At 47.7% G+C, this 26,235-nt stretch carries 22 protein-coding genes, 1 tRNA gene and 1 pseudogene; 17 read left to right on the top strand and 7 right to left on the bottom strand.

Annotated features, from left to right (window positions below; genetic code table 11):
• Positions 1-2 precede the first annotated feature (2 nt).
• From rnc to NXS08_RS03280, 3 genes are read left to right on the top strand one after another with little or no spacing between them, the layout of a single operon-like run.
• Entirely contained in the window at positions 3-779 is a 777-nt protein-coding gene (gene rnc, locus NXS08_RS03290; RefSeq protein ID WP_259137205.1) for a ribonuclease III, read from the top strand.
• Entirely contained in the window at positions 772-1,671 is a 900-nt protein-coding gene (gene mutM, locus NXS08_RS03285) for a bifunctional DNA-formamidopyrimidine glycosylase/DNA-(apurinic or apyrimidinic site) lyase (RefSeq protein ID WP_259137203.1), read from the top strand. Before rnc ends, mutM begins: the two co-directional genes overlap by 8 nt.
• 32 nt (positions 1,672-1,703) lie before the next feature.
• Complete coding sequence (locus NXS08_RS03280) at positions 1,704-2,318, top strand: response regulator transcription factor (protein ID WP_259137364.1); 615 nt, start codon at positions 1,704-1,706, stop codon at positions 2,316-2,318.
• A 91-nt stretch (positions 2,319-2,409) separates the two neighbouring features.
• On the opposite strand, the gene NXS08_RS03275 is transcribed toward NXS08_RS03280, so the two are convergent.
• From NXS08_RS03275 to NXS08_RS03255, 5 genes are all read right to left on the bottom strand, one after another.
• Positions 2,410-4,095, bottom strand: a complete 1,686-nt coding sequence (locus tag NXS08_RS03275) for a GAF domain-containing protein (protein WP_259137201.1) — start codon at positions 4,093-4,095, stop codon at positions 2,410-2,412.
• 11 nt (positions 4,096-4,106) lie between these two features.
• Positions 4,107-5,879, bottom strand: coding sequence for a thiol reductant ABC exporter subunit CydC (gene cydC, locus NXS08_RS03270; RefSeq protein WP_259137199.1), 1,773 nt, complete (start codon positions 5,877-5,879; stop codon positions 4,107-4,109).
• On the bottom strand, positions 5,879-7,708 hold the full coding sequence (cydD, locus tag NXS08_RS03265) for a thiol reductant ABC exporter subunit CydD (protein WP_259137197.1): 1,830 nt from the start codon (positions 7,706-7,708) through the stop codon (positions 5,879-5,881). The genes cydC and cydD overlap by 1 nt, the downstream gene beginning before the upstream one ends.
• 172 nt (positions 7,709-7,880) lie before the next feature.
• Positions 7,881-9,005, bottom strand: coding sequence for a cytochrome d ubiquinol oxidase subunit II (gene cydB, locus NXS08_RS03260; RefSeq protein WP_259137193.1), 1,125 nt, complete (start codon positions 9,003-9,005; stop codon positions 7,881-7,883).
• Between the two features lie 19 nt (positions 9,006-9,024).
• Complete coding sequence (locus tag NXS08_RS03255; RefSeq protein ID WP_259137191.1) at positions 9,025-10,569, bottom strand: cytochrome ubiquinol oxidase subunit I; 1,545 nt, start codon at positions 10,567-10,569, stop codon at positions 9,025-9,027.
• 476 nt (positions 10,570-11,045) lie between these two features.
• On the opposite strand from NXS08_RS03255, the gene NXS08_RS03250 reads away from it, so the two are divergent.
• The 14 genes and pseudogenes from NXS08_RS03250 (at position 11,046) to NXS08_RS03190 (ending at position 24,617) form a co-directional block, all read left to right on the top strand.
• Positions 11,046-13,493: an Rne/Rng family ribonuclease gene (locus NXS08_RS03250; RefSeq protein ID WP_259137361.1), complete on the top strand. Its 2,448-nt coding sequence runs from the start codon at positions 11,046-11,048 to the stop codon at positions 13,491-13,493.
• Positions 13,494-13,760: 267 nt separating this feature from the next.
• Positions 13,761-14,069 (top strand): 50S ribosomal protein L21, encoded by a 309-nt coding sequence (gene rplU / locus NXS08_RS03245; protein WP_259137189.1) that lies wholly within the window; start codon positions 13,761-13,763, stop codon positions 14,067-14,069.
• A gap of 38 nt (positions 14,070-14,107) precedes the next feature.
• Entirely contained in the window at positions 14,108-14,365 is a 258-nt protein-coding gene (gene rpmA / locus NXS08_RS03240; protein ID WP_259137187.1) for a 50S ribosomal protein L27, read from the top strand.
• 82 nt (positions 14,366-14,447) lie between these two features.
• The gene (gene obgE, locus NXS08_RS03235) at positions 14,448-15,980 is read left to right on the top strand and encodes a GTPase ObgE (RefSeq protein ID WP_259137184.1); all 1,533 of its coding nucleotides are present in this window, start codon (positions 14,448-14,450) and stop codon (positions 15,978-15,980) included.
• 52 nt (positions 15,981-16,032) lie between these two features.
• The gene (gene nadD / locus NXS08_RS03230) at positions 16,033-16,647 is read left to right on the top strand and encodes a nicotinate-nucleotide adenylyltransferase (protein WP_259137183.1); all 615 of its coding nucleotides are present in this window, start codon (positions 16,033-16,035) and stop codon (positions 16,645-16,647) included.
• 12 nt (positions 16,648-16,659) lie between these two features.
• Positions 16,660-17,025, top strand: a complete 366-nt coding sequence (gene rsfS / locus NXS08_RS03225; protein WP_259137181.1) for a ribosome silencing factor — start codon at positions 16,660-16,662, stop codon at positions 17,023-17,025.
• An 18-nt stretch (positions 17,026-17,043) separates the two neighbouring features.
• Entirely contained in the window at positions 17,044-17,289 is a 246-nt protein-coding gene (locus NXS08_RS07350) for a Gfo/Idh/MocA family oxidoreductase (protein ID WP_310546906.1), read from the top strand.
• Complete coding sequence (locus NXS08_RS03220) at positions 17,261-18,214, top strand: Gfo/Idh/MocA family oxidoreductase (RefSeq protein WP_310546904.1); 954 nt, start codon at positions 17,261-17,263, stop codon at positions 18,212-18,214. The genes NXS08_RS07350 and NXS08_RS03220 overlap by 29 nt, the downstream gene beginning before the upstream one ends.
• A gap of 46 nt (positions 18,215-18,260) precedes the next feature.
• Positions 18,261-18,333: transfer RNA gene (locus NXS08_RS03215), tRNA-Ala, on the top strand.
• Between the two features lie 253 nt (positions 18,334-18,586).
• Positions 18,587-19,702: pseudogene (locus NXS08_RS03210) on the top strand (IS1249 family transposase).
• A 678-nt stretch (positions 19,703-20,380) separates the two neighbouring features.
• Positions 20,381-21,127, top strand: a complete 747-nt coding sequence (locus tag NXS08_RS03205; protein WP_259137178.1) for a hypothetical protein — start codon at positions 20,381-20,383, stop codon at positions 21,125-21,127.
• A gap of 11 nt (positions 21,128-21,138) precedes the next feature.
• Entirely contained in the window at positions 21,139-21,381 is a 243-nt protein-coding gene (locus NXS08_RS03200) for a hypothetical protein (RefSeq protein WP_259137176.1), read from the top strand.
• Positions 21,374-21,724, top strand: coding sequence for a hypothetical protein (locus tag NXS08_RS03195; RefSeq protein ID WP_259137174.1), 351 nt, complete (start codon positions 21,374-21,376; stop codon positions 21,722-21,724). Before NXS08_RS03200 ends, NXS08_RS03195 begins: the two co-directional genes overlap by 8 nt.
• 64 nt (positions 21,725-21,788) lie before the next feature.
• On the top strand, positions 21,789-24,617 hold the full coding sequence (locus tag NXS08_RS03190; protein WP_259137172.1) for a hypothetical protein: 2,829 nt from the start codon (positions 21,789-21,791) through the stop codon (positions 24,615-24,617).
• A 341-nt stretch (positions 24,618-24,958) separates the two neighbouring features.
• Here the strand turns inward: NXS08_RS03190 and NXS08_RS03185 are convergent, their stop codons facing one another.
• Together NXS08_RS03185 and NXS08_RS03180 are read right to left on the bottom strand one after the other, a co-directional pair.
• Positions 24,959-25,429, bottom strand: coding sequence for a GNAT family N-acetyltransferase (locus NXS08_RS03185; RefSeq protein WP_396232244.1), 471 nt, complete (start codon positions 25,427-25,429; stop codon positions 24,959-24,961).
• Positions 25,430-25,602: 173 nt separating this feature from the next.
• Positions 25,603-26,235, bottom strand: coding sequence for an ATP-binding cassette domain-containing protein (locus tag NXS08_RS03180; RefSeq protein WP_259137168.1), 633 nt, complete (start codon positions 26,233-26,235; stop codon positions 25,603-25,605).

The raw sequence follows: 26,235 nt of genomic DNA, 5'->3' as shown, positions 1-26,235 counted from the left end.
CTTTGGGAAGAAAGAAACTCAAAAAAGAAGCGCCCCCGCCAGCAGTAAACTCTAACCTGGCAGATCTTTTCGGACTTTGGCAGATAAGTTTCGACCCGGAGCTTCTTATCCTGGCACTAACACATCGCTCATTTGCTTTTGAAGTCGGTAATTTGGAAACAAATGAACGCCTAGAATTCCTGGGGGATTCAGTACTTTCTATTATCGTCACTGAATATCTCTTTAACTCTTACCCGCAACTTTCTGAAGCTAATCTGTCGCGTATGCGCGGAGCCATAGTCTCAGAGAAAACTCTAGCGCAGGTAGCTCGAAACCTTAAACTAGGGGACTTCATCTTGCTTGGAAAAGGTGAGAACCTAACCGGCGGACGCGACAGAGACTCAATCCTGTGTGACGTTACTGAAGCGATGATTGGAGCAACCTATCTAACTCATGGTTTAGAAACTACTCGACGGATCGTTGAGCGGCATTTACGTCCTTTCTTAGACATTGCCGTTGAGTTAGGGAAAACCTCTGACTATAAGACAACTTTGCAAGAATACTGTGCAGAAGCTAACCTTGGTGAACCCGTTTATGAAGCGGAAGGTTACGGGCCCGATCATGCCCGTTACTTTATCGCCACAGTTCACGTGGGAAATGAGTTAGTGGGACGGGGCCAGGCGTCCTCGAAAAAAGGTGCCAAATCAGAAGCCGCCCGCGCCGGATATTTCAATATCACCCAAGGCACCTCTGTAGATGAATTCATGCCAGCAGACAGTCCGGTAGCTGAAAATGCCTGAACTACCAGAGGTTGAAACTATCAGACTTGGTTTAGCCCGTCGCGTAGTGGGAAAGCAGATTGCCAAAGTAGAAGTTTGGAATCAGCGGATGCTGCGCACCCAGCCAGGTGGAATCCAACAGTTTTCCACTCTCTTAGAAGGCGCTGAAATTAAAGCAGCGGTAAGAAGAGGGAAATTTCTGTGGCTTGAATTAAATGACGATCAGGCGCTGGTAATCCACCTAGGAATGTCCGGGCAAGTCCACGCCTGGGATGAAGTCCCCCTGGAAAAACGCAAGCATGAGCACATTCGTTTAACTTTTACTGACGGAACAGGTTACTCACACATTGATCAACGCACCTTTGGAAAAACAGAGGTAGTTGATTTAACTCCCTGTTTAGACGGCTATCCTGCGGGAGAAGGAACCAGCCGAAAGGCGCTCCCCGAATCGGCTACACATATTGCTAGAGACCCGTTAGATGCGGGATTTAACTTGAAAGCTGTAGCAACAAAAATCCGCCAATCTCAAACCGCAATTAAAACGCTTTTGTTGAAACAAGAATTAGTTTCTGGAATCGGTAACATCTATGCGGATGAAGCGCTTTTCCAAGCGGGAATTAGAGGCAGTAAACCGGGGGCCAGCCTAACCCAAAAACAAGCTGAATCGCTTTTAATAGCTGCGAAACAAGTTATGGAAGCCGCAGTTAAAGTTGGTGGAACCTCATTTGATGCCCTTTACGTAAACGTTTCAGGTGAACCAGGATATTTTGCGATCAACCTGCAGGTTTATGGAAGAAATGGGAAATCTTGCTACAAATGCGGTACTCTCGTTGAGAAAGAGACTATCGGCGGACGGTCCCACCATTTTTGTGGACGCTGTCAGCCCCTAGCCAAAAGAAAGCGAAAGCAATGAATATTGAAACTAAGCGAACCCAAACTAAGGTTATGATCATTGACGATCATGAGATTGTCCGCAGAGGAATCGCTGAGATTGTTGATCGCACTGATGGTTTAGAAGTTGTTGCTGAAGCCGGAACCGTGCTGGACGCAGTCCGCAGAGCAGAACTGGTATTTCCTGACGTGATGCTGGTGGATTTACAACTTCCAGACGGAACTGGCATTGATGTAATGCGACATCTGAAAGAATCCTGCCCGTCGATTAAACCGATTGTGCTGACTTCATTTGATGATGACGCAGCCTTAGCAGAAGCCCTGGAAGTCGGAGCCTTAGCTTACGTTCTAAAATCTGTACACGGTGCGGAAATCACTGAAGTAATTAAAGCTGTGGCTGATGGGCGAGTTCTCTTAGACGAACGGACAGTGACCCGTCGGCGGGCTGACCACGGTGATCCGACTGCTGATTTAACCCCTGCTGAAAGGAAAGTGCTGAACCTAATTGGTGATGGGCTTTCCAACCGAGAAATCGGTGAAAAACTGGGGGTAGCTGAAAAAACCGTGAAGAACCATATCACTTCTTTGCTGGCAAAAATGGGGTTGCAACGGCGCACACAGGTAGCTGCTTGGGTAGCTGGGCAACGCGCAGCTGCCTGGCGGAATTAAACTTAAAATAGCTAGCGACGCAACTAATCTTTTTGGTTGCGTCGCTATTTTTATTCCGAGGGCGGTGCCTGATCTGCTTAAACTAGGTAACTTACTCGTCAAAAATTGGAGCGTACCAGGTGAGGATAGTACCGGAAGTATCTTCACGGGGGAGGACCGAGCAGTCTCCGCCTTGGCGGCGTGCTCGCGCCCGTAAGTTACCGAGGCCGGAAGTGCGAGTCCGATCCAGAGGAATCCCCCTACCATTGTCGATTACACGCACCGTTACCTGACCTTGGGGGGCTTTCCCATCTACTTTCACGATGATGTTAGCAGCAGTAGCTTTCGCATGGCGGGCAACATTAGAGATACCTTCTCTAATGACTGCCACGATGTCGTCGCTTAAATCAGCTCCAATCCGGTTATTTACCTCTACGAGGAGTTCTTCATCTTCAGTAGAAACTACCTGCCCATCTACTTTAATCACCAGTCCCGGAGCGAAACCTAAGGTGGTGCGGGCAATAGAGGTTTCTCTTTGAATCCGTTCTAAAAGTTCCGTATCGTAATCTTTATCGCGTAAGCTGTGCACAATCTGGCGAATCTGGCGGACAGATTCATCTACTGAGGTAAGTGAATCTTGCAATAAAGAAACAACTTCATCGTTATTCATACCGCCGGCAGTAACCCGCTTTTTAGCTGCTTCTAACTGCATTCCCGTGGCAAATAGTTGCTGGATCGCAAAATCGTGCAGGTCACGGCCAATCCGGTCACGTTCATCATAAAAAGCTGCCACGTCTTCCAGGTGGCGGGCAGAAACAACCTCTAACACAAACGCAGCCTGGGAAGCTAATGCTTCAGCTAGCGGGAGGGAATCTGACTCAAATTCAGGTGCACCGGGCTTACGAAGCAGCAAAAGCACCCCAATGCCTTCTTCACGGTTCATCATCGGTGCATAGAGGGCAGGTCCAAAATCGCGGAGTTGTTCAACCCGCATTGTTGAAGCTCTTTGTAATGAATCTACAATCATCCCAGCGCCCTCGGAAAGAACTGCCATAGCCCGACCCTCTGCAGGGAAAACCACGCCAAGCATTTGCGGCGCTAAGTAGCCTTCAGCAATCTCACAAGCCCAGGTGTAACCCACAGAAGGAAGAATAATTAATGCCGTGTCTGCTTGCGCCACTTCTAAAACGGTTTGCGCAATCAACGCCAGCGCTTCTTCTTCATCAGTGTCATGTAAGAGCGTTGAAGTAATCTTTTGAGAAGCACTAATCCAACGTTCTCTATTTTGTGCTTCCCGATAGAGCCGAGCATTTTCAATCGCCACAGAGGCAGCTTGCGTAAGAAGCGTAAGCAGCTGAGTATCCGCTTCGGTGTAGTCGCCGAACTTGTCAGCTAAGAAAATTCGCACATTTACTTGTGAATGGAGTTGGACGGGACAGGAATAAAAATTGCGGATCGGAAATGAAGAAGTAGCAAAGTCAGTTTGGGCAGATGCAGTTATATCATTAACGAAGATAGTCTGATCGTCAGGAACTTTTGCGAAAAAATGCGCGTGTAAACCAGCTTGGGTTAATTGTTTTTGTTCCTCTAAAGAGAACCCATGATAGAGAAAATTTGTTGGATACCCCCAGGTGTCCACTGTCGCCAGCATCCCGAAACGAGAGTTAGTCAACTGGCTAGCCTGATCAACAAATTCTTGAAGAATCTCACCCACTTCCAACTGTCGAGCTAAACCTAAGGTAGCTGATACCAAAGAAGTCGGATCTGAACTGCTTCGCAGATTAAAATCTTTCAGCACATTAAAGCCTTTCAAATGATTGCTTCTGCCGACTCAGCTAAGTAAGCGTGTCGGTAAGCGGGGACGTTTTCAAGTAATTCACTATGAGATCCGCTGGCAACAACAGTAGTGACTCCGTTTTCGGTTTCCATCACCAAAATCTGTTCGGCTGCTGCTAAAGCAGAGACACGGTGGCTAACTAAAAGGGTACCGCGGTGAGAATCTTTCACAGAAAGTAAATCTTTAACCAAAGCATCAGCCGTAGTTGCCTCTAAGTGTTCACCCGGTTCGTCTATTAGCAGCAGGGGAGCTTCACTGGCTAAAGCCCGCGCCAGCAGAACGCGGCGTCTTTCTCCTCCAGAAATGGAAGTTCCCCCGGCTCCCAGAACAGTTTCTACCCCCTCATGGAGCTGCGCCAACCAGGTTCCTAAACCGGCTGCAGTTAGTAGTTTTTCAGCTTGATGAATGTCTGTCTTTGGATTGGCTACCCGTAAGTTTTCTAATACAGAAGTCGCAAAAATATGTGCGTCCTCAGGAGTGAACGAAACTGTTTTACCAACGTCCTCGGATTTAATCCGATGGATATCAACTCCATTAACACGAACTGTTCCTGCTACGGGTTTTAGTAACCCAACTAACGTGTAAAGGAGGGTAGTTTTTCCGATTCCGGATTTACCCACTAAAGCCAGGGAACTTCCGGCGCGAAGGGTAAGGTTAATATTTTCCGCAACTACTGGACCACCGGGCCAACCAACTGCTAAATCTTTCGCTTCTAAGACAGGAGCTGTGAGTGCTGCAGAAGGAAGATCCAGATTCTTTTCTAAGGTGGAGGGAAGCATAATTTGGTCAATGCGCACTGCTGCACGAGCTGAGCGAACTAGCTGGACAGCAGCTGGAGCCAGCTCAGAGGTACCTTCAAAGGCAGCTAGGGGAGTGAGGGTGAGAATCGCAATAGAAAGGACAGAGATAAGTCCGGCTTCAGCAGCAGGGATAGAAACTAAGATTGCTCCAATCACGGCAATGCCAATCGCTAACTGGTCGATTACGGCGGCAACAGCTGCAGGTTTAGCGGCCTTATCGCGGGAGGAAATCAGTTCAGCTTCATTTGACTGAATATCAGCTAAAACAGTCTGATACCCGCCATTTACCTGTAATTCAGCAGAATTAGTCAGTAGCGTAGTGGTGGATTCCACCAGCCCAATCCGAGCCCGATCATTAGCAAGCTCCCCTAAACGAGCATGGCGGGCTGTGAGGATCGGGCCGACCACCCCCGAAAGGAAAAGGGCACAGGCAAGGATTAAAGCAGCTGGAATGGAGATAAGAGCGATCCCTAAAACTGTGACTATACCGATTACTAAGGAAACCACCAGAGGCAAAATGGATTTAACTAAAAGATCGCCTAAAGCATCTACGTCTGCTCCGGTACGGGCCAGTAAATCACCACGTTTAAGTCCCGCTAAAGTGGAGGTACGCGCATTAGTTAATTTTCGATACACATTTGTTCTCAGTTGGGCAATCCCGTCCATAGCCACCCGGTGGGAAGCTAACCTTTGGACGTAGCGCAAAAGGGCTTTGGAAATACCGAAGAATCTAACCCCTACAGTAGCGACAGTTAGGTAAAGTACCGGAGGATGCTCAGAAGCTCGGGCGATCAACCACGCGGAGGTAGCTGCTAAGCCTAGGGAAGCGGCTAACCCTAAAGTTCCTAAGACAACTGCCAAAATAAAAGTGCCTTTATTTAATTTCAGTAAAGGAATAACCCGTTTTAGGGCAGCGTATTCGGTGGAAGTAATAAAGAGTCTCATTATTTCGCTTCCTTTTCAACGGATTCGCCTTCAGCTTTTAAAAGGTCATGCAGTAAATGCGGCGTAGCTAAAAGATTATCGACTTCTACAGTATCTACCTGCAATTGGGGGAACTGTTTTATCTCTGCTGTGGTAGCAGATTGTGAGGTTATTTCAATCACGTGAGTTGCAACTTCAAGAACTGCCTTACGATGAGCAATTACCAGCACAGTTGAGCCTTTTGCCTGTAACTTTTTAATAGTTTCAATAACTTGCTTTTCAGTGAGTGAATCTAAATGTGCAGTTGGTTCATCAAGGATTATCAGCGGGGTTGGATTCAAAAGCGCCCGAGTTAAAGCTAGGCGTTGTCTTTGCCCTACAGAAAGACCAATTCCGGCATGCCCTAACTGGGTGTGCCACCCATCTGCAAGACTGGCAATTACTGAATCAAAACCGGTGGCTTGGGCGGCTTTAGCCAGAGTAGCTGGAGGATACTGGTTTGTTTGGGTTACATTTTCTAACACACTACCAGGTAAGATTGCGGGGGCTTGGGGGACCCAGGTGATTTGTTCCCACCAGTTTTCCAGGGCGATTTCTTCAAGCTGGAAACGCTTAGCAGGATGCTTAGCTGTGGGAACAGATAACCAGATTTTTCCTTGGGTGAGAGGAAGTAAACCTAAAATTGCCATTACCGTAGAAGTTTTCCCGGCGCCGGAAACCCCGGATAAAGCTGTGATAGAACCGGCGGGAATAATGGCATTAAGTTGGTGAGGAGCCCAGGCTCCGCGAGCTGCAATAGACACGTCAACAAACTGTATTTCGATTGGCGAAACTACTGCGTCAGTGAAAATCTGTTGGGGGGAGGTTACTGTATTTTGTTGCGTGTTCGCTGCCGGTAGCGGAGTTTCGATAATTTCAAAAGCTGCGTTGGCGGCGGCCACTCCATCTGCAGAAGCATGGTAGTTTTTTCCGACTTCTCTTAAAGGCGCATACACTTCAGGGGCAAGCATAATAATTGCTAAGCCAGCGAAGAGACTAACGTTGCCATAGACTAAACGGACGCCTACTTCAACGGCTACCAGGGCGACTGAGAGGGTAGCGATGAACTCTAAGATACCTCCGGATAGGAAAGCTACTCGTAAAGTTTGCATTGTGGTACGCGCGTGAGTTTGTCCCAATTTCTTCACGTGGTTAGTGGGTGCCTGTTCTCTGCCTAGGGCCTTTAAAGTTGGTAAGCCAGAGATGAGATCTAAAAGTTGGCTTCCTAACCGCTCCATAGTTTTTAGTTTTTGCAAAGAGTATTCTTCAGTGAGTTTACCTACTAAGATCATGAAAATTGGGATTAGGGGAATGGTGATCACCGCTATGAAAGCAGAGAGTAAATCCAGGTAAAGCATAACTGCTAGTACCAGTGGAGTTGCGATCAGAGTTAAAACTAGCTGAGGTAGGTAGGCAACGAAATAAGGACCCAGGTCGTCCAAACCACGAGTAGTTAAGGTAACTGTGTCTGTTGCATGGGTAGACAGCCAACGCGGACCTAATGCCGTGGCTTGAGCTAAGACCTTTTTTCTAAGCTGAGCGATAGCTTGGTTAGCTGCACGGTGGGCGTAGGCGCGGTGTATGTAGGTTAGGGCAAGGCGGGCAATCACGATACTCACTAGGATGAGAATCGTCGGAAAAACCGCAATAAAGGTTGCTTCCCCAGTGATGATCGGAGAAATAGTTGCACTGATTGCCAGGATCTGGGCGATGGTTAAGAGGGTACCTAAAGTTCCAGTAAAGACGATGAAAATCATGTACTGGCGAGCAGACTGCGCGTATTTGAGCAGACGCTGATCTAATGGTTTCAAAGCACGGTCCTTATTGTTTTAAGAATACTATTTACGATTGTACTTAGTTCTTCTTAACTTTGTATTTTTATACTTGCTGATGGACTTAGGGAGAGGTTGTAAGCAGGGAAAAAGAATGTGGGGGTTAGGAAACTTTCGTTTCCTAACCCCCACAGGGTAGATCTTTTAAAGATTAACCCTTTAAGAAGTTAGCGCCTTCGCGAATCTGCTTAGGAAGCAGACCCATACCTTCAGGAATATCATCCAAGGTAACGCGGGCGCGGAATACCCAGTAGGACCAGGCGGTGTAAGCTAACACGATTGGAACGAACAGAACTGCCACAATCGTCATCACCACGAGGGTAGCGTGAGATGAGGAAGCCTGAGCGATAGTTAGTGAGTAGCTGGGATCCAAGTAGGACTTCATTACGTTAGGAGCCATAGCGGTGAAGATGAACGCAACTGCACCGGCGATTCCCAAAGATGAGAAGACAAAGGACAACTTGGAGTTATTTAATGCTGGCTGTGAGAGGACAGCTGAGGCAATCAGAGCAAGAGCCGCAATGGTTAGCGGGAGCCATGCCCAAACAGTTTCAGCGTGAACAAGGACTGCCCATAGAGCCCAAACTGCAGTTAATACAGTTGCAGCTAGAGAGAACACTGCAGAGTATTTCTCGGCTCGTTCATAAACTGGACCAGTGGTCTTTAGAGCTAAGAACTGTGCACCCTGGGAGAGGCAGATAGCCAATACTACCAGACCACCTAGAACAGTGAATGGGGTAAGCAAGGAGAAGAATCCGCCGGTGATGTTGTGAACTCCGGTAGCTAACATTGCCTCAGTTACTGGGCCAGTAAGAGGCTCGTTAGTCAGTGGATTAACAACTTCAATGTGCATACCCTGAACTAGGTTTGCAAAAGCTACCCCCAGTAAAACAGGAACTAAGAGACCAACTGCAGTGTGAATGTAGTCAGAGATCTTACGCCACTGTACGGTGTCAATCATTTTGCGCCATTCGATAGCAACGATACGCAGAATCAGCAGTACTAGAACCAGCAGGAGGGCCAGGTACATGCCAGAGAACATGGTTGCATACCATTCGGGGAATGCAGCGAAGGTAGCTCCACCAGCGGTGAGTAACCATACTTCGTTGCCGTCCCAGTGGGGGCCGATGGTCTTTACTGTTTGGGAGCGTTCTTCATCGTTTTTGGCGACGAAAGGAATTAGCGCGCCCACGCCAAGGTCGAAACCTTCTAAAATCAAGTAGCCGGTCCAGAGAACGGCGATTAGGATAAACCAAAGAATGCTTAGCCAATCCATTTTATTTACCTAGCCTTTCTCAGTAACCGAACTTTAGAAGAGTGTCAGCGTTATTGCTGTCTTCTGCATAGTGGGAAGGTACATTTAGACCTTCTAAAGCGTAGCGACGCATTAGAAGATACCAGACAACACCGAGGGCGCCGTATAGGATCGTGAAGATAATCATTGAGGTAGCTACCTGGGCGACTGGAACTGCGCCAGAGGCGGCATACTCAGTTAGCTGAAGAACTCCACCTACTGGATCACCCTGTAGAGCAGCTGCTCGGTTCGGGTAAACGATCCAAGGCTGGCGACCCATTTCAGTGAAAATCCAGCCGGCGGAAGCACCAATGAAAGGTGCTGTGATAGACCAAAGGGCCAGTTTGCCAACTAGTTTGGACTTGATTAGACGATCTTTACGCAGTCCAATCAGGATTCCTAATCCGGTGAGGATAGAAGCTAGCCCTAAAGTGGTCATTACGCGGAATGACCAGAAAGTAGGCATTGATGGAGGACGGAAATCGTACTGGGAGGCGTCACCGTAACGAGAGGTGAAGGACTCGTTTTGATTAAGTGCTTCCACCATACGTTTTTGGATGTCACGTACACCTTCAACTTCGGCGTTGAAATCATCGTGGGAGAGGAAGGAAGCCAGACCTGGAATGGTGATGAAACGAGTCATGTCACCACTGTCATCAAGAGGACATTCACCAAAACCAGCGACGGTGAAAGCAGCTCCCTTAGTATCCATACAGATACCTTCGGCTACTGCCATCTTCATGGGCTGGATTTCAGCGAGGTGCTGACCTTGGAAGTGTCCGGTAACTGCAACACCGGTGCCACCAATTAAGAGGGCAACAGCGCCGAAACGGGCGATTGGCTTCCAGTAGTTACGGGCTTCAGCTTCGCCTTCTTTACCAGCATTAGCAGCGCGGGTAACCCACCAAAGGGCCAGGCCGGCTACGAAGGTACCTGCGGTGAATACTGCGGTGAAGAAAACGTGAGTGAAGGTGTAAACCAAGATAGGGTTCAAAATAAGTTCAACGAATCCGTAGCTTCCGTTTAGTTCGGCGCGTCCGGTTTCTGGGTTGAAGAATGCTCCAACTGGTTCTTGCATCCAAGAGTTAGCTGCCAGAATCCAAAGTGCGGAAACGTTGGTAGCGATGGCGACTAACCAAATGGAAGCTAAGTGCATTCCCTTTGAGACGCGTCCCCAACCGAAGATCCAAATTCCCAGGAAGGTGGATTCAATGAAGAAAGCAAGGAGCGCTTCAACCGCCAGTGGGGCGCCGAAAATGTCGCCCACGAAACGTGAATATTCTGACCAGTTCATACCGAACTGGAATTCCTGTACGATACCGGTTGCAACGCCGAGGGCGAAGTTAATCAAAAATAGCTTGCCGAAGAAACGAGTTGCCTTTAGCCAGACATCGTCGCCACTGCGGTGCCACTTAGTTTGCATAATTGCAACCAGTAGGCTCAGGCCGATGGTGAGTGGAACCTGGATGAAGTGGTAGACGGTAGTGATACCGAACTGCCAACGTGCCAGGGACACAGCATCGAGTGCCGCTGGGAGGACTGTCATGCGTCCACCTTTCCTTGTGTCGAATTAATAGATTGAAGATTAGCCGAGAACATAGCTCGGGCATACTAAAAGCATAAGATTATTTTTTTAAGTTTTATAGCAAACTAAGTGATTGTATTGAGAATTTCTAAAATTTAGCTTCTCAAGGTTAGATTTGGTGACAGACTTTCCAGTAAGTGTCATCTTTTTAAGCCCTCAAAAGCAGGGTAAAAAACTCATTTAGAAAACAAATTTGTGACCTAATTTCTTCTTCGATAATTATTCTTCGTTTAAGGTGAGAAATAGAGAGCTACATTTAACAATGTTCACCAGGTGTGCTGAGGTGGCATGAGGGTGAAAAACTATGCCATAATTGTCAGCAGTGCATCTTAGATAAACAGACACGCACGAAAGTTTCCGTCCTTGAATGGGCGAAGTTAGCAAGTATGTAAGCTTGCTTGTAAGTATTTTGGAGAACTTAATTGTCAAACGAAACTATGTCTGAACCTGAGTTCAGCGGTTTAGATAGTGTTGAAGCCTCAATTGCTTCACCTTTCGCTGTGCCACTTTTTTCTGCCGCGCAGGCACAGACCCCGGAAGTACCTCTGGCGGTCGATAATCCACCTGCAAGCACCTATGCAGATCTATTATTTATGGCTCCGCAGATCACTACCTTACCTGCGCGCCCCAAAAAAGAAAGCTACATTTCAGAAGATCCTGAAACTGAGCCACTGACGCGGAGTCGAACCCGAAAAAGAGCGGTAGTAGTTGAAGAGTCTGAAGAAACAGCTCCCGAATTTTATTCAGAAACAGAAATAGAAGAAGCTGAAGAAAACGGATTAAACCGCAGACGCCGCCGCAGACGAGTACGTCCAGACGAACTTGAAGAAGTAAATGACGAAGTAGCTGGAGTGCAGGGCTCCACCCGTTTAGAAGCAAAACGGCAAAGGCGTCAAGACACTCGTAAGGAAAATCGTCGACGCCAAACTATCACTGAATCAGAGTTTTTGGCTCGCCGTGAATCAGTTAAACGCGAAATGATTGTGCGTGAACAAAACGGGTTAAACCAAATTGCTGTTTTGGAAGATGGTTTACTGGTTGAACACTATGTGGCACGCCGTACGCAGCAGACCATGGTGGGAAATATTTACCTTGGTAGAGTGCAAAATGTGCTTCCCTCAATGGAAGCCGCTTTCGTTGATCTTGGTAAAGGACGTAATGCGGTCCTTTACGCGGGGGAAGTTAATTGGGAAGCAGTTGGGTTAGCGGGGCGCCCTCGGAGAATTGAGCAGGCCCTCAAATCTGGTGACACTGTTTTAGTGCAGGTAACTAAAGACCCAATCGGACATAAAGGAGCGCGCTTAACCTCGCAAATCACCCTGGCTGGACGCTACCTGGTGCTGGTGCCTGCTGGGCAGATGACGGGGATTTCAAGGAAACTGCCTGAGCGCGAACGAGTCCGTTTAAAGAAACTTCTTTCTAAGATTGTTCCCAAAGATTACGGGGTGATTGTCCGCACTGCTGCCGAGGGCGCAACTGAAGAACAATTAAGGGATGACGTTACTCGCCTCCAAACCCAGTGGGAAGATATCGAAAAAAAGCAAAAGAAAACGCAAAAAGCTCCCTACCTGCTTCGTTCAGAACCTGAACTTGCTGTGCGCGTGGTGAGAGACGTATTCACAGAAGATTTCCAAACCCTAACTGTGCAGGGGGAAGAAACGTGGAATACGGTACAGGAATATGTCGATGAATTAGCTCCTGATTTACGTGACCGTTTAAAACGCTGGGTAGGTAAAGAAGATATCTTTACAGTCCATCGGATTGATGAACAGCTAACCAAGGGCATGGATCGGAAAGTTTGGTTGCCTTCCGGCGGGTCACTGGTGATTGACCGTACTGAAGCAATGACGGTAATCGACGTAAACACGGGTAAATTCATTGGCTCCGGGGGTACTTTAGAAGAAACCGTGACCAAGAATAACCTGGAAGCTGCCGAAGAAATTGTGAGGCAACTGCGCCTGCGAGATATCGGCGGGATCGTTGTGATTGACTTCGTGGATATGGTTTTAGAATCTAACCGTGATCTGGTGCTCCGCCGTCTGGTTGAATGTTTGGGGCGGGATCGCACCCGTCACCAGGTTACGGAAATTACTTCACTAGGATTAGTCCAGATGACCCGTAAACGGGTTGGCGAAGGCCTGGTTGAAGCATTTTCAACTCCCTGTGAATGTTGTGACGGAAGAGGGTTCATTGTCCATCATGATCCGGTTGAAAGAGATCATGCTGGCGTGTCGATTCCTCCTAAGGCTCGTCCGGTAGCTGAACCAGCCGTCGATCCCCAAGCTGAGGAAAAGCAAGAGAAAGTTCGTTCCGCACTGTCCGCAATCGCAGCGGCAACAGCCTCTGCTCATACTGAAAAAGAAAACGGTAAGAAACAAGCCGAAGCTAAGACAAAAACTACCCAGAAGCGATCTGCTGAAAAACCGGTTGAACAAGAGGCGGAAGAAACCAGCGAAAAAGCTACCGCTAGTGTTGTGGAAGAACAATCGGTTGAGCAAACTCAGCTTTCTAAACAAAAATCAGAAAAGTCAAAAGACCGCCCTCGACGAGGATTGAAAGATCGCCGTAAAGGGGCGCGTAATCGCCTGCTTGACGATGCGGAAGCATTGCTTGACAGTATCGATACTGTGCTGACAGTTAAAGCTGAAGAAAAACACGCGGCTTCTGCAGAAGCTGAGGTTAAGCCGGCGCGCACCGGGCGGCGCACGGCAGTGATGGCGGCTGGGCAACCCCAGGTGGTTGCAGAAGAAACCATAACTGTGCCCGCAGTTTCGATTGCGCGTCCAGTAGCTGGAACAAATTCCGGAGCTACTTTAGAGCGTCCGGTGAAGAAAAGCCGTCGGGTAGTAGTATCCGAACCAGCGAAAACTGAGGAAACCAGCTAAGGTTTCCAAAAAGCCGAACCCGAGGTGGTGCATTGCACAGTTAAAAGTCAGTGAACTATCCCAGGACGGTTTGATATTGACTGTCGAAATAGCGTATCGTAGACAGTCGGTGCTGTTTTTATAAACGCACAAAATACTTGGCGAAGCGAGACTAATGAGGTCTATATCTCTATTTCTAGTTTTCGCTTTCTGAGTAGTGGATTAGCGGAAAAAATCCGGTAATCTATTAACTGAGTTATTTGTAATCGAAAAGAAGAGAGCAACAACGTGGTCTACGCGATTGTCAAGGCCGGCGGCCGACAGGAGAAGGTGTCCGTCGGTGATGTGGTCGTCGTCGACAAGTTGGCTGGAGAAATCGGCGATTCTGTCGAACTTCAGGCCGTAATGGTAGTCGACGGTGATAAAGTCACCTCTGCAGCGTCTGAACTCGCAAAAGTAAAGGTTACTGCTGAGATCGTCGCACCTACCAAAGGTCCAAAGATTTCCATTATTAAGTACAAGAACAAGACCGGCTACCGTAAGCGCCAGGGTCACCGTCAGGCACTGACGAAGATCAAGATCACTGGTATCGCCTGATCCGCGGTCAAGTTTCTATTTAAAGAAAGGGCTGGAAAATGGCTTCTAAGAAAGGTCTTGGTTCTTCCAAGAACGGTCGTGACTCCAACGCACAGCGCCTGGGCGTGAAGCGTTTCGGTGGTCAGTTTGTTAAAGCTGGAGAAATCCTAGTTCGTCAGCGCGGCACCCGCTACCACGCAGGTGACAACGTAGGACGTGGCAAGGATGACACTCTATTCGCACTAGTTGCTGGTGACGTGGAGTTCTCCACCAAGCGTGATCGTCGAGTAGTAAACATTATTGCGGCTAACGCCTGATAATTGTCTAATACTTATTGAGGGTGAATGGGTGACCGTTCACCCTCAAAATATATTTACCGCTAGTTTCAGGAGAAAACAGATGCCATCATTCGTAGATACCGTTACTCTACACGTTGCCGGAGGCAAAGGTGGACACGGTTGCGCTTCCGTACACCGTGAAAAGTTTAAGCCCCTAGGTGGCCCCGACGGTGGTAACGGCGGCAACGGCGGCAACGTTATTTTAGAAGTTAGCGACCAAACCACCACCTTACTCAACTATCACCGTGCCCCACACCAGCGCGCGGGAAACGGCGTGCCCGGCTCAGGGGACCACGGTGAAGGTAAAAAAGGTGCAGACATTATCCTGCCAGTTCCAGAAGGAACCGTAGTCAAAGACACGCAGGGAAATGTACTGGCAGACCTCACCGGCGTAGGTACTCGCTTCATCGTTGCCGAGGGCGGACGCGGAGGTCTGGGAAATGCCGCCCTGGCTTCCAAAAAACGTAAAGCCCCCGGGTTCGCGCTCCTAGGCGAACCCGGCGAGGAACGCGATATTGTCCTAGAACTTAAATCGGTAGCAGACGTAGCTTTAGTAGGATTCCCCTCAGCAGGTAAATCCTCTCTAATCGCCGCAATGTCAGCAGCCCGCCCCAAAATTGCCGACTACCCGTTCACCACTTTGGTTCCGAACCTGGGCGTAGTACAAGCCGGCGAGGAACGCTACACTATAGCCGACGTACCAGGACTCATTGAAGGCGCCTCCCAAGGGAGAGGGCTAGGACTAGAATTCTTACGCCACATTGAACGCTGCGCGGTAATCGTTCACGTGCTGGATGCAGCTACCTTTGAAACTGACCGAGATCCACTCTCAGACCTACAAACCATCGAAAATGAGCTGAAACAATATAAGTCAGATTTAGGTGAGCTGGAAGGATACGTGCCTTTAGGAGAACGCCCTCGGGTAATTGCTATAAATAAAGTGGACGTGCCAGATGGTTTAGAAATGGCGCAACTCCAACGCGAAGAACTGGAAGCATTCGGCTGGCCAGTATTTGAAGTCTCCGCAGTCAGTCGGCAAGGACTTAAAGAATTTTCTTTTGCACTGGCAGAAATGGTAGCGAAACATCGAGCGAACCTGCCGGAAGCTAAAGAAGAAACAGTAGTCCTCCGCCCTCGGGGAATTGGGCAACTCCACGGCGACGACACCCAAATCACTGTGCGCGCAGTCAAATATAATGGTGAAACTGTTTACGAAGTCCGCGGACGCCGCCCTGAACGCTGGGTACTCCAAACCGACTTTGCCAATAACGAAGCAGTCGGATACTTAGCTGACCGCCTGGCAAATGCCGGAGTTGAAGATGAGCTGATGAAAGCCGGAGCACTGCCAGGAGACCCAGTAGTAATCGGCCCCGTTGAAAGCGGCGTCATCTTCGATTGGGAACCAACTATGCAAACCGGAGCAGAACTGCTGGGCCCTCGCGGAAGCGACCTGCGTTTTGAAGAAAACATGCGCGCGACTCGTAAAGAGAAGAAAGCCCGCTACCACGAGGCAATGGATGCAAAGGCTGCAGCTAGAGAAGAACTATGGACTGAACGCATGCAAGGCGTGTGGACAGACCCAGAAGAATACTAGCTGCAGGCAAAATCAGCTAATGATTTAAGGTAGAAAGATAGTTGATAAACGCATGGAAACAACTGTGAACGCCACCTTGAAACCACGCCCTTCCATTGGGATAATGGGCGGAACATTCGACCCCATCCACCACGGGCACCTGGTGGCCGCTTCGGAAGCCATGCAAGTATTCAACCTGGACCAGGTGGTTTTCGTACCCACCCAAATGCAACCCTTCAAAGCCGGGCGGCGAGTCACCTCAGCGGAACACCGTTATCTTATGACCGTGATCGCCACCGCATCCAACAACCGCTTCACAGTATCAAGAGTGGATATTGACCGAGGAGGAACAACCTACACGATAGACACTCTGAACGATATTCACCGGCAGCGCCCGGACGCAGACCTATTCTTCATCACCGGCGCAGATGCACTATCAAAAATAGTCTCTTGGAAAGACTCCGATAAACTCTTTGAAATGGCACATTTTATTGGAGTGACCAGGCCGGGGCATAAACTCGACGCGTCGGGACTGCCCACCAACGCAGTTTCATTACTGGAAGTGCCCGCCATGGCAATATCTTCCACCGATTGCCGAAAACGCGTTCGCGAAGGAAAACCCGTGTGGTACCTGGTACCTGACGGGGTAGTACAATACATCACCAAATACGGATTATATAAGGAATAAGGTTAGGTTACTTTGACAATTTCACCGCAAACTAGAGAAATCCTAGACATTGCTGTAGCAGCTGCCGACACTAAACTAGCAGTAAACCCCGTGGCATTAGACGTTTCTGGACGCATGCCATTTACCGACGTATTTTTAATCGTTTCTGCAGACACCCCCCGCCAGGTGAATGCGATTGCCAACGAAATCGTAGACGAATTGATTAAACACGGTTACAAGCGGGCGAAAATGGAAGGAAAAGACGAAGCGTCTTGGATCCTCATCGACTGCGGTGACGTAATAGTTCATGTAATGCATGACGAAAAACGAGAGTTCTACGCTTTGGAACGTCTCTGGGCAGACGCACCCCAGTTAGAAATCCAAGTAACCCAACGGTAAACCTACTAAAGGCTGAACATGAGTGAACTACGAATCGGTGTTATTGGGATTGGAGCGCGCTCTAAACTAGCGCTACATTCGCAACAATTCGGTGGAAAAATCACCGCGGCTGTAGACCCTTCACCCCAGGGGCAAAAACGTCTGAATCAAAAATTGGGTGCTGATATTCCCCTTTATCAAACCACTACAGAAGCGATAAAAGCTGGGATAGACGCGGCTTTTGTAACCTCTCCCGATGACACTCATGCGGCAAATCACCTGTGAACTTTTAGAAGCAGGGGTACCAGTTTACCTGGAAAAACCGATTGCGATTACTGTTGAATCAGCTGACGAAGTTCTGCGCACCGCCTATGAAACCGGAACTAAGCTTTACGTGGGCCACAACATGCGGCACATGAATGTAGTGCGACTTATGTATGAGCTGATCCAAAAAGGCGCCGTGGGGGAAGTAAAAGCCATTTGGACCCGTCATTTTGTTGGGCACGGGGGAGACTATTATTTTAAAGACTGGCATGCCACCAGAGAGCATGGGACCGGTTTGCTACTGCAAAAAGGAGCTCACGATATTGACGTGATGCACTGGCTGGCTGGCTCACAAACTCGGGAAGTAACAGCCATGGGAGACCTGCAGGTTTACGATAAAATCTCTGACAGGGCGGACAATTCTGAGGCATTGATGAGTGACTGGTTTGACATGTCCGTTTACCCGCCGGCAAAACAACGAGGGCTTAACCCAGTTATCGACGTTGAAGATATTTCAATGATGCTTATGCGAATGGACTCAGGTGTGCTGGGTTCATATCAACAGTGCCATTTCACGCCCGACTACTGGCGCAATTACACGATTATCGGAGATGAAGGACGGCTGGAAAACTTCGGCGACTATGCCGGGGGAGTAGTGAAACTCTGGAATCGTCGTTCAGATTGGCGAGCTGAAGGGGACGCGGAGTTCCCAATTACTGCGGACACAGGCGGGCACTCAGATGCTGACGTGCTCACCGTAGGCGAATTCATGCGGTTTATTACCGAGGGCGGAAAAACTGACACCAACCCTCTTAGCGCACGCGACGCAGTAGCCACCGGTATTGCAGCAACTGAATCCCTACGTAACGGGAGTGTTCCCATGCAGATTCCTCGAGTTGCTGCGGAAATTTCCGCTTATTTTCAGTCACACCAAACCGGCAAATGAGCCGATTTGAGGTTACTTCACTAAACGTGTACACTGGTGGAGTACTGGGGCTATGGCGCAGATGGTAGCGCGCTTCCATGGCATGGAAGAGGTCACGGGTTCGAATCCCGTTAGCTCCACAGTTTACCCACTCACGTTGATACAATTTCGCGTGAGTGGGTTTTTTGTTTGCCCGTGGCTCACTTTCAGGGTTATAGGACAGGTGGTGTTGCTGGAAACCCGACTTTTCCCTGGCATTCCGGGGGCAGGTCGGGTTTTTAGTTTGTTTCGGTGAACTATTAGGTTGGACATTTGGTGTTGCTAGAACAGTGACTTTTGCTTGTGATTGCTGGGGAAGTCGGTGTTTTAGTTTGTGGGTTTCATTCTAGGGGTATGAATATTCCTAAATGCCCTATCTGTAATAATCAGATGACCCGTCACGGGAAAACTAAAGCTGGGCGTCAACGCTGGCGGTGCAAGTCTTGTTCTATAACTAACCTCAATCCCATTAACACTGATGCTAAGAACTTAGAGTTGTTTTTAAGTTGGCTGCTTTCAGGTAAAACACTTAACGATATGCCGGGACGGGGGACGAACTTTTCAACCGTAGAACTAGGTTCTTGTGGGATATTTGGCTGCTTCCACCAATCGTGGATGAAGTGCACCCGGTTGTGTATGTTGATGGTATTCACCTGGGCCGTGAAGCAGTTGTTTTGATTGCTCGCAGTGACTAGCATGTTCTTGGCTGGTATGTTGCTAGAAGTGAGAACTCTAGAGCGTGGAAAGCCTTGTTAAGCCGGATTGCTCCACCGGATTTAGTGGTTTGTGATGGTGGGAGCGGGTTTATGAAAGCCTGTAAAACCACCTGGCCTGACACGAAGATACAAAGGTGTGTCTTCCACGTATTCACGCAGATTAAGACAGCGACTACAACGCGTCCTAAACTCGAGCCGAACTGGGAGCTATACCAACTGGGTAAGCGCCTGTTACACGTGAAAACCCTTGATAGTGCAACCCAGTGGCCTTAGAGATTACCAGCAGTGGCAAACCAAGTGGCATGTGTTCCTACAGGAGGTTACCTATCATGAGCGTTCGTGGTCTTATACTCATGCTAAAACTGTGAAAGCGTGTAGAAGCATTAACTTTTCTATTAGGAACCAGTTGTTGTTTACGTATCTTGACCCGCAGTGGGATGAGCTTATGCCAGCTACTACTAACCGGATTGAAGGAGGTGTTAATGCTCCGTTGCGGCAGATGCTTAGAGGCCATCGGGGAATGAGTTTAGGTCGGCGTATTAAAGCTATTTTCTGGTGGTGCTACACGCACACCCAGTTTCCTTTACCTCCAGCGGAGATCTTGAAAGTTATGCCACGGGATACGGATATAGAAAACGCTTATTGGGAAGGCACAGTAGATAATGCGCTAAACGCGGTTATCTCACAATGGGGAGATGCTATCGCATGGCACGAACTACACCACGGAGCACCTTACCGACAAGACTGGGACTAAACCACCCCAGCAACACAATTTGTCCTACAACCCCGGTTATCTTATTCTGCGGGTACGGTATTAGTTGTTGTAACTCATGTCTTAGCGCGCCGTGAAAACTGAAATCAGGGGAGTTCTTGATCCAAAATAACGCTAGCTGCAAAAAGTATGGGCAAGTGTTAAAAAGTATAGGTATAGTAAAATTAACTATCAGAGATATTGAAAATATTTTGAGTTTTTCAAGCTGTCTTGAAAATATTTTCTGATGGAAAATTTTGGTTCCGCACCTCTCATTTGCGCGCAATATTGGATTTTTGTTACTGATAATAGCAAATGGGTTAGATTTTTTAGGTGAGAAGATAACTTGTAATTTAGTATGCTCTTTAGTATCGCGAATTTTATATCTGAAATTTTATAAAAAAGTTAATTATAGTTTGAAAAAGATTGTTTAAGCATGTGAGTTATATATGTGAAGTTAGAATACTTTCTTCACGCTTGATTCCATAGCGCAAAGGAAGGTGTGATAATGAAGATTAGTACACACAAGGTTGTTAAATCAAAGACGAATATGGCAGTAATGTATTGCTATAAGACACGTACAGCAGGGTAGAAATACCCAAGAGCGAATGGCTGGAATAGTGTATATAAAGACAATAACTTTCGTTTACCAGATGCTCCTACGAGAGAATGGTTGAGACAATGCTATTTGATTATAGTGATAGAGATTTGAGCCATCCTTTTTCAGTCGTTCGCTCACTTATTGAAGATTTAGATCAGGTGACGGGATCGGATTGGCGTGAATCTCATCTTGCTCGTTGTGTTTTTCATCGAGCTGGTAGAAGTATTGAAAGTCTCAGTGAACAACAAAAATCAGAAGATCAACTTCGGTACTACACTGTTAATCGTATCTTGCGGGGATTACGTAGGATAGCCGTTGATTACAGTACTAAAATTACAGGTCCAATTTTTCTGACACTTGCGTCAATGCCTTCTGAGCCTGACAAAGAATTTCTTTTGGGGCTTGCAGATAATTTGGAAGTGCAGCTGAGTATTAAACTTTCCCATAAGAGAAACAATTTGAAATGCGATTCAATCGTGCAGGAACAGAATGCTATTCTAGCCAAAGTCAGGTCAGCAACGATAACACCTGAGGATCTTGCTAAGTATGTCAGCCAGCTACTTACCTATGGAGATTCATGGAATGCGAAGGATGTTGCAGATGCTTATTTGCAACAAGTAGAGGTTTTAGATCCTAAATTAGCAGATTTGCTTGGCATTCCCTATGCATTGCAAGGTGATGTTGGAATGGCAAAATTGCTATGGGTTATATGGTGCACTCTTACGCCAATTGATGAAGCTCGGGCGCGTTATTCTCTAGCTATGCTTTATGCGCGTCATAATCCTCGTGCTTTACTTGATGTGTCAGTTGTTGAGCGGCATTTGTAAGGCGGTGGAAAATGCTTCAAGATTTACCTTCTAGCTCGCAGGTGGAATACGAGCGAGTATTTAATCGAAATGGAATGGCACTGCCTTTCTTTAGAGGAAAACAGCTTGATACTACGCGTAAAATTTTAGAAGAAGGAATTTCTAAACTTGAGGCATCTCATTATGCTGAGAAACTGCATCATAGTATTTTAACTTCGAATCTTGCTTGCGTGGTAAGTTCACGAGGTTCTTCAGTTAGATTCAAGTATGCCTGAAGCTTACCGTTTACTTGGGTATATTCAGATGTGCCTTGAAGAATATCCGCAGGCCAGAGAGTCGTATTTTAATGCCATGCAACTTGGTGATAAGGACACGCCTTTAGACATGCTCCGTGCTGCGCATTATGCAGGTGCAACAGAATGGAATTTAGATTTTTCTTCTTCCATTGACGTGAGTAGTTTTGACAAGGATGAGCTTGCCGAGATAGAGCTTATTCAGGCGCATGCGCGTTGCAAGTTCGACCAGTCTCTTGACATTGCCGCCATACTCCATGATCTATTAGTTCGATTTCCAGATAATGAACTGGTTGCAGAGGCGATTAGAATTAATTGTCTTTAGCTTAATCTGTATTATTTTTGTAGGCACTCTTTTTAGGAATGTATTTCTTTTGAATCTTGATTCTATGTATGAGCGGTATCGAGAGCTTTCGCACCGGCTCCCTCATCGTCTTCGTTGGCTTTCTTATGTATGTGCTCCTTGGCGTTTCAGCTTCATTGTTTTGCTAGCAGGTTTTGTCGCAATTTCTGGTGCCCTCATGGTGACGCTCGGAGTGTCACTCGTTGGTTCGCCGTCGGTATCAAAAAGCACCTTGGCTGCGTTACTTATTGGTGGATTTATCGCCGAAAGTTTCGGGTACTGGGTGAAAGAACGGTGGGAATTTATCTTGACGTTCACTGTCCGGCAACTGGTGTATCGCCGGTTTAAGGATGTATTTGAGCTTAGGTCCACGCGCGAGGATCGTGGGAATGTATTGACTTATCCGGGGCAAATTAGCCAGTTTGCATACGTTGTTGATTCCGTTCTTTCAACCGTAAATGTGGTAGCTTTCCTCGTTCTTGCGCTGGTGCTCTACGGTTGGAGTGGTCTGGTTGCTTCGATTATTATTACCGGCCTTGTTGCGGCTAGCGTTGTGCTGATTAATCGCATTGGCAACTTGTGGGAGCAATATGTGGAGCTGGAGGGAAAGCGCCGGCATTGGATTCAACTCCTGGGGCAGGCAATGCCACGTGGTCCGCTTACTCCGCGCTGGGATTACGCCATCGGGCAGGCTTCGCATATTCGCGAAACTGAAGAAGGTCTGCTAAAAAAGCGTGTTCGTTTGCAGATTTTTAGTGGGTTCCTTGATTCGAGTTCCTTGACTTTTACGCTGTGTGTGGTGGCGATACTTGGCGCATGGTTCTGGCCGCAAGGAAAAGTTGGTATTGGAATTATTTTGGCTGCCCGTTACCTTTATTCTGCGGTGCAAAATAACCTCGTTAATTACCGTGTTATTCGCCTTGCTGTTCCGATGATGAAAGATCTCGACAAGTTAGAAAATGACGTTCTAGATTCGCAGGCGCAGACTAAAAATGATGGTACTTCGCAGCCGGCTAGCTCGGTGGAAATTGTGGATCGATCAACGCCGTATGCGCAGGAGTTGTTGACCTCGGCAGTTCATTCGCAGACGGCTTTTATTCCGCGCAATCCGCAGATGGCGCAGATTGTGCTTACTGCGTGGAAGGCGGCTGCGAGTGCGGAAAAGTTGTCTCGATTTGATTCTCACGCCGCGGCGCTTGGCCTTGGTAGGGAAGTTCTTGGGCGCGTTTGGCAAGACGTCACCACCTTGTCCTCCGGTGAAACTCATCGCCTTGCGTTGGCAATGGTGCTTGCCGATCAGCCGCAGTGGCTTATTCTTGATGACACTTTCGCCGCGCTCGATCCGCGTATGCGCGAGGTAGCTGCTCGCCACGTTGCCCAAGCGGTTCCGCATTGCTCGATTATCGCTGCATCTCATGAATACGTTCCGGCAGTTTTTCTAGACGCCGCAGCGCTTCCAGCACATCTTTCTGAGGAAACTTCTGGTGTACCAGCAACTGAGTTATCTCAATCGGCAGTCAATGTTGATCAATTGCCTGATCCTGATCCGAAGCAAGCAATGCTGTGGAAAACAGTTGCGCTGCTTTTCGGTCCGCATATTATTAGCGTGATTATTGGTGCATTGGCATTGACGTGTGTGGAGATTGTGTTTGCACTGACGCTTTCGAATGAAGAAAACCTGACAGCGCATTTGGCTATTGTTTCCGCGGTTTGTGTCTTGGTGATTGTGGTTGGTTGTGTTGTATTCTTCGGTACGATTTATCGCGTTCCTATTACGCGGTTGGGTGATCTTCACCGTCAGCTACTTGCGCGGTTTGACCAGTTCGCAAGCCGCAACAATAGTGGCGCAATTGTGGGCCGGATGGGAGACGATTTTTCCGATCTGCAAATGAATATCCCAGCTGCACTCGGTTCAGTGTTCCGTACTGTCAGTTACACCGTGCTTTTGGTAGGGGCATCGGCCGTCGGCGCCCCTATTTTCCTCATCGTTATTCTCGCTATCATGCCGTTGGCCTACCTGGCTTATCGGCAAGGCTCAAAGCGCGTAATTGCCTCCTCAACCGAGGTAGCGAATAAGCGTGGCGAGTTCCTCGGAGCAGTAAGCGTTCAAGCTGGCTTGCATACTAGCATTTCCAGCCCAAGTTTTTACCAAGCAGGGCAGGCGGCATACGCCGAGGCAGAGTCGAACTACATCAAGGCATGTATCGGGGTTGCTGATGCTTATGCTTGGCGAGACGGGCTTATCCAAGCCTTAGTGTTGAGCCTTAATTCAGCTGCCGTCGTGGTGGCAGTTTTGTTGGGAATGACGTCGTCGTCGTTCGTTGCGCCGGTAGCAGTCTTGTACTTTGCAGTGACGTTATCATCGGGCATCCGGTCCACGATCGAAACGCTCCAAAACGTCGACGTTGTCGGTCTGACGGTGGAACGTGTACGGCTGCTCGAAACTCTCACGGTAGAACGTTCGCTGCCACCAGTTCGGCAAGCCGAGTTGGACAAGGTGATCCGGCTGCTCAATTCGGGGCGCACAATGATCGCGCTTATCGGGGCTACCGGAGCTGGAAAATCTGTAATTTTAGAATCGTTGGCACGCCGTTACCTGAGCAAAGACGTGTGCCTGATTCCGGATACCGATCCGTTTGCGGAAGAAGAATCACCAACTAGTGGTATCGACCTTGTGCGAGAGGAACTCGCTCAAGGCCGAACCCCACTAATTTTGCTTGATGAAACTTTCAAGCCACTCATGCCTGCGCAAGAACGGGAAGAACTCGTTAATTTGAGCCGTTCGCTTACTGAGCAAAACCGGCAAGCTATCGTTGTGCTACATTCGCGTTCGAACCTTGACATGTTCGCTGATGTGATTGAACTTGGGAATTAAGTTGTCATTCCCGATCAGTTATAGACTAAGTTCAATTGAGGATGAAATACTCGCGTACAGACAGAAGCCTGTGGCGATTTCAGACTCAGATGTATTGCTGTTGACTTCGATGGGAGCGAGTAGTCTCGGGACTGATTCCATTCTGAGGTCTATTGATTTACCGAAAGCCGATGAAGTTATTCTAGATCCAGATGGAACTATTTATGCATGTAATTTTAATGAGGGATACTTCGAAATGTTGCCAAAGTTCTTTTAAGCTCATTTCTTCTAATTTTCTATTCATACCTAACCTCTATAACTTCAAGTTTCTTTGTTTCTGCAAACCGAGAATTTGTCAGACACTAAAGTTTACAAACCATAACATAGTCCTCTTCATTTTCACGAACAACTTCAAAGCCTACTTTTTTATACATACTCACTGCATAGTTTATCTTTTGAACAGACAATGACACTTGCTTATATTCTCGCTCTTTCAAAGTCAAAAGAATTTGTTTCATAAGCTCTGTTCCAATACCGAAATTTCTATATTCTTTGAGAAGTGAAATAGACAGAGATGGCGTTGACTCATCAACATAACCATAATCCTTGATGATACGAGTCCATACCGCTCCAATTGCCTTTCCACCAACTTCCGCAACATAACATATATCATCTTTCTTTCCAAAATTCGCAATATATATCTGTAAGTCGGGATGCTCTATAATATCTCTAGAGGGAGCTTGTACTCCTTCCGGAATAAAAATAGCCTCATATAAGAATGTATCCAATAACTTAATTTCGTCCTGTCTTAATTCTCTAATAATATACTCCATGTTTATCTCCAATCTATATTCTGTAAAATTATTTATTTTAATAAACCGGTAGTAATTCCACACATGCTATACTCCTTACTTTTCAAGTTAGCTCCAAAACTTCTTCTTTGTCAGTCTTACTTGGCTTTCTTTGGTTTCGAAGACTGGTTGGTTCAAGTATTTGGTAGAGGTGTTTAGCTTTTAGTGAGCGTAAAAGTTTGGTCGCAAGCGGCTGCCAGTGCCAAGTCGTGTGTTGCGATGATAACTGTGGCTCCTTTTGCTACCTGTTCTAAAAGTAGGTCTTGCACTAGTTGTCGGTTGGCATCGTCTAGTGAAGCGGTGGGTTCATCAGCGAACAGATAGTCTGCTTGCTTGTAGATTGCGCGGGCTATAGCCACTCGGCGTTGTTCACCGCCGCTTAGTTCCATGATTTGTGATTCTAAGCGGTCAGCCAGCCCCACTTGCTGCGCTGCTGCGTGTGCTTCCTGCTGTGTGTGACGCCATGGGAGTCCGTGTTTAAGCGTGATGTTGTAGCCGACGGTTTCGCTGTCGTCTAGGCCAGCGTCTTGAAGAATAAACGATACTTTGTTCTTCCAGAAGTTTCTGATTTTCCGCTCGTTCCAGGCTTGCGCTTCAACTCCGTCAAATGAGATGGTTCCCGAATGCGTTGGAAGTATTAGGGCGAGAATATTAAGTAAAGTGGTTTTACCCACTCCTGATTCACCGACTATTGCCAAGCTGTTTCCTTTAGGGCATTGCAGGGAAACACCTTGAAATAGGGTGCGCGCCCCAATTTTCATTGACAGGTCTTTAGCTTCTAACCCCAT

This window comes from Gleimia sp. 6138-11-ORH1 (assembly GCF_024814355.1).
In the GTDB taxonomy this organism is placed as follows: Bacteria; Actinomycetota; Actinomycetes; order Actinomycetales; family Actinomycetaceae; genus Gleimia.
Note: the sequence above shows the minus strand (reverse complement) of the source record. Positions and strands in the feature narration are given on the sequence as shown.

Excerpts from the sequence above, each read along its gene's own strand:
- mutM (WP_259137203.1), top strand. The coding sequence starts at position 772 with ATGCCTGAACTACCAGAGGTTGAAACTATCAGACTTGGTTTAGCCCGT.
- NXS08_RS03280 (WP_259137364.1), top strand. The coding sequence starts at position 1,704 with ATGATCATTGACGATCATGAGATTGTCCGCAGAGGAATCGCTGAGATT.
- cydC (WP_259137199.1), bottom strand. The coding sequence starts at position 5,879 with ATGAGACTCTTTATTACTTCCACCGAATACGCTGCCCTAAAACGGGTT.
- cydB (WP_259137193.1), bottom strand. The coding sequence starts at position 9,005 with ATGGATTGGCTAAGCATTCTTTGGTTTATCCTAATCGCCGTTCTCTGG.
- NXS08_RS03255 (WP_259137191.1), bottom strand. The coding sequence starts at position 10,569 with ATGACAGTCCTCCCAGCGGCACTCGATGCTGTGTCCCTGGCACGTTGG.
- NXS08_RS03250 (WP_259137361.1), top strand. The coding sequence starts at position 11,046 with ATGTCTGAACCTGAGTTCAGCGGTTTAGATAGTGTTGAAGCCTCAATT.
- rpmA (WP_259137187.1), top strand. The coding sequence starts at position 14,108 with ATGGCTTCTAAGAAAGGTCTTGGTTCTTCCAAGAACGGTCGTGACTCC.
- obgE (WP_259137184.1), top strand. The coding sequence starts at position 14,448 with ATGCCATCATTCGTAGATACCGTTACTCTACACGTTGCCGGAGGCAAA.
- nadD (WP_259137183.1), top strand. The coding sequence starts at position 16,033 with ATGGAAACAACTGTGAACGCCACCTTGAAACCACGCCCTTCCATTGGG.
- NXS08_RS07350 (WP_310546906.1), top strand. The coding sequence starts at position 17,044 with ATGAGTGAACTACGAATCGGTGTTATTGGGATTGGAGCGCGCTCTAAA.
- NXS08_RS03220 (WP_310546904.1), top strand. The coding sequence starts at position 17,261 with ATGACACTCATGCGGCAAATCACCTGTGAACTTTTAGAAGCAGGGGTA.
- NXS08_RS03205 (WP_259137178.1), top strand. The coding sequence starts at position 20,381 with ATGCTATTTGATTATAGTGATAGAGATTTGAGCCATCCTTTTTCAGTC.
- NXS08_RS03200 (WP_259137176.1), top strand. The coding sequence starts at position 21,139 with ATGCTTCAAGATTTACCTTCTAGCTCGCAGGTGGAATACGAGCGAGTA.
- NXS08_RS03195 (WP_259137174.1), top strand. The coding sequence starts at position 21,374 with ATGCCTGAAGCTTACCGTTTACTTGGGTATATTCAGATGTGCCTTGAA.
- NXS08_RS03190 (WP_259137172.1), top strand. The coding sequence starts at position 21,789 with ATGTATGAGCGGTATCGAGAGCTTTCGCACCGGCTCCCTCATCGTCTT.
- NXS08_RS03185 (WP_396232244.1), bottom strand. The coding sequence starts at position 25,429 with ATGGAGTATATTATTAGAGAATTAAGACAGGACGAAATTAAGTTATTG.
- NXS08_RS03180 (WP_259137168.1), bottom strand. The coding sequence starts at position 26,235 with ATGGGGTTAGAAGCTAAAGACCTGTCAATGAAAATTGGGGCGCGCACC.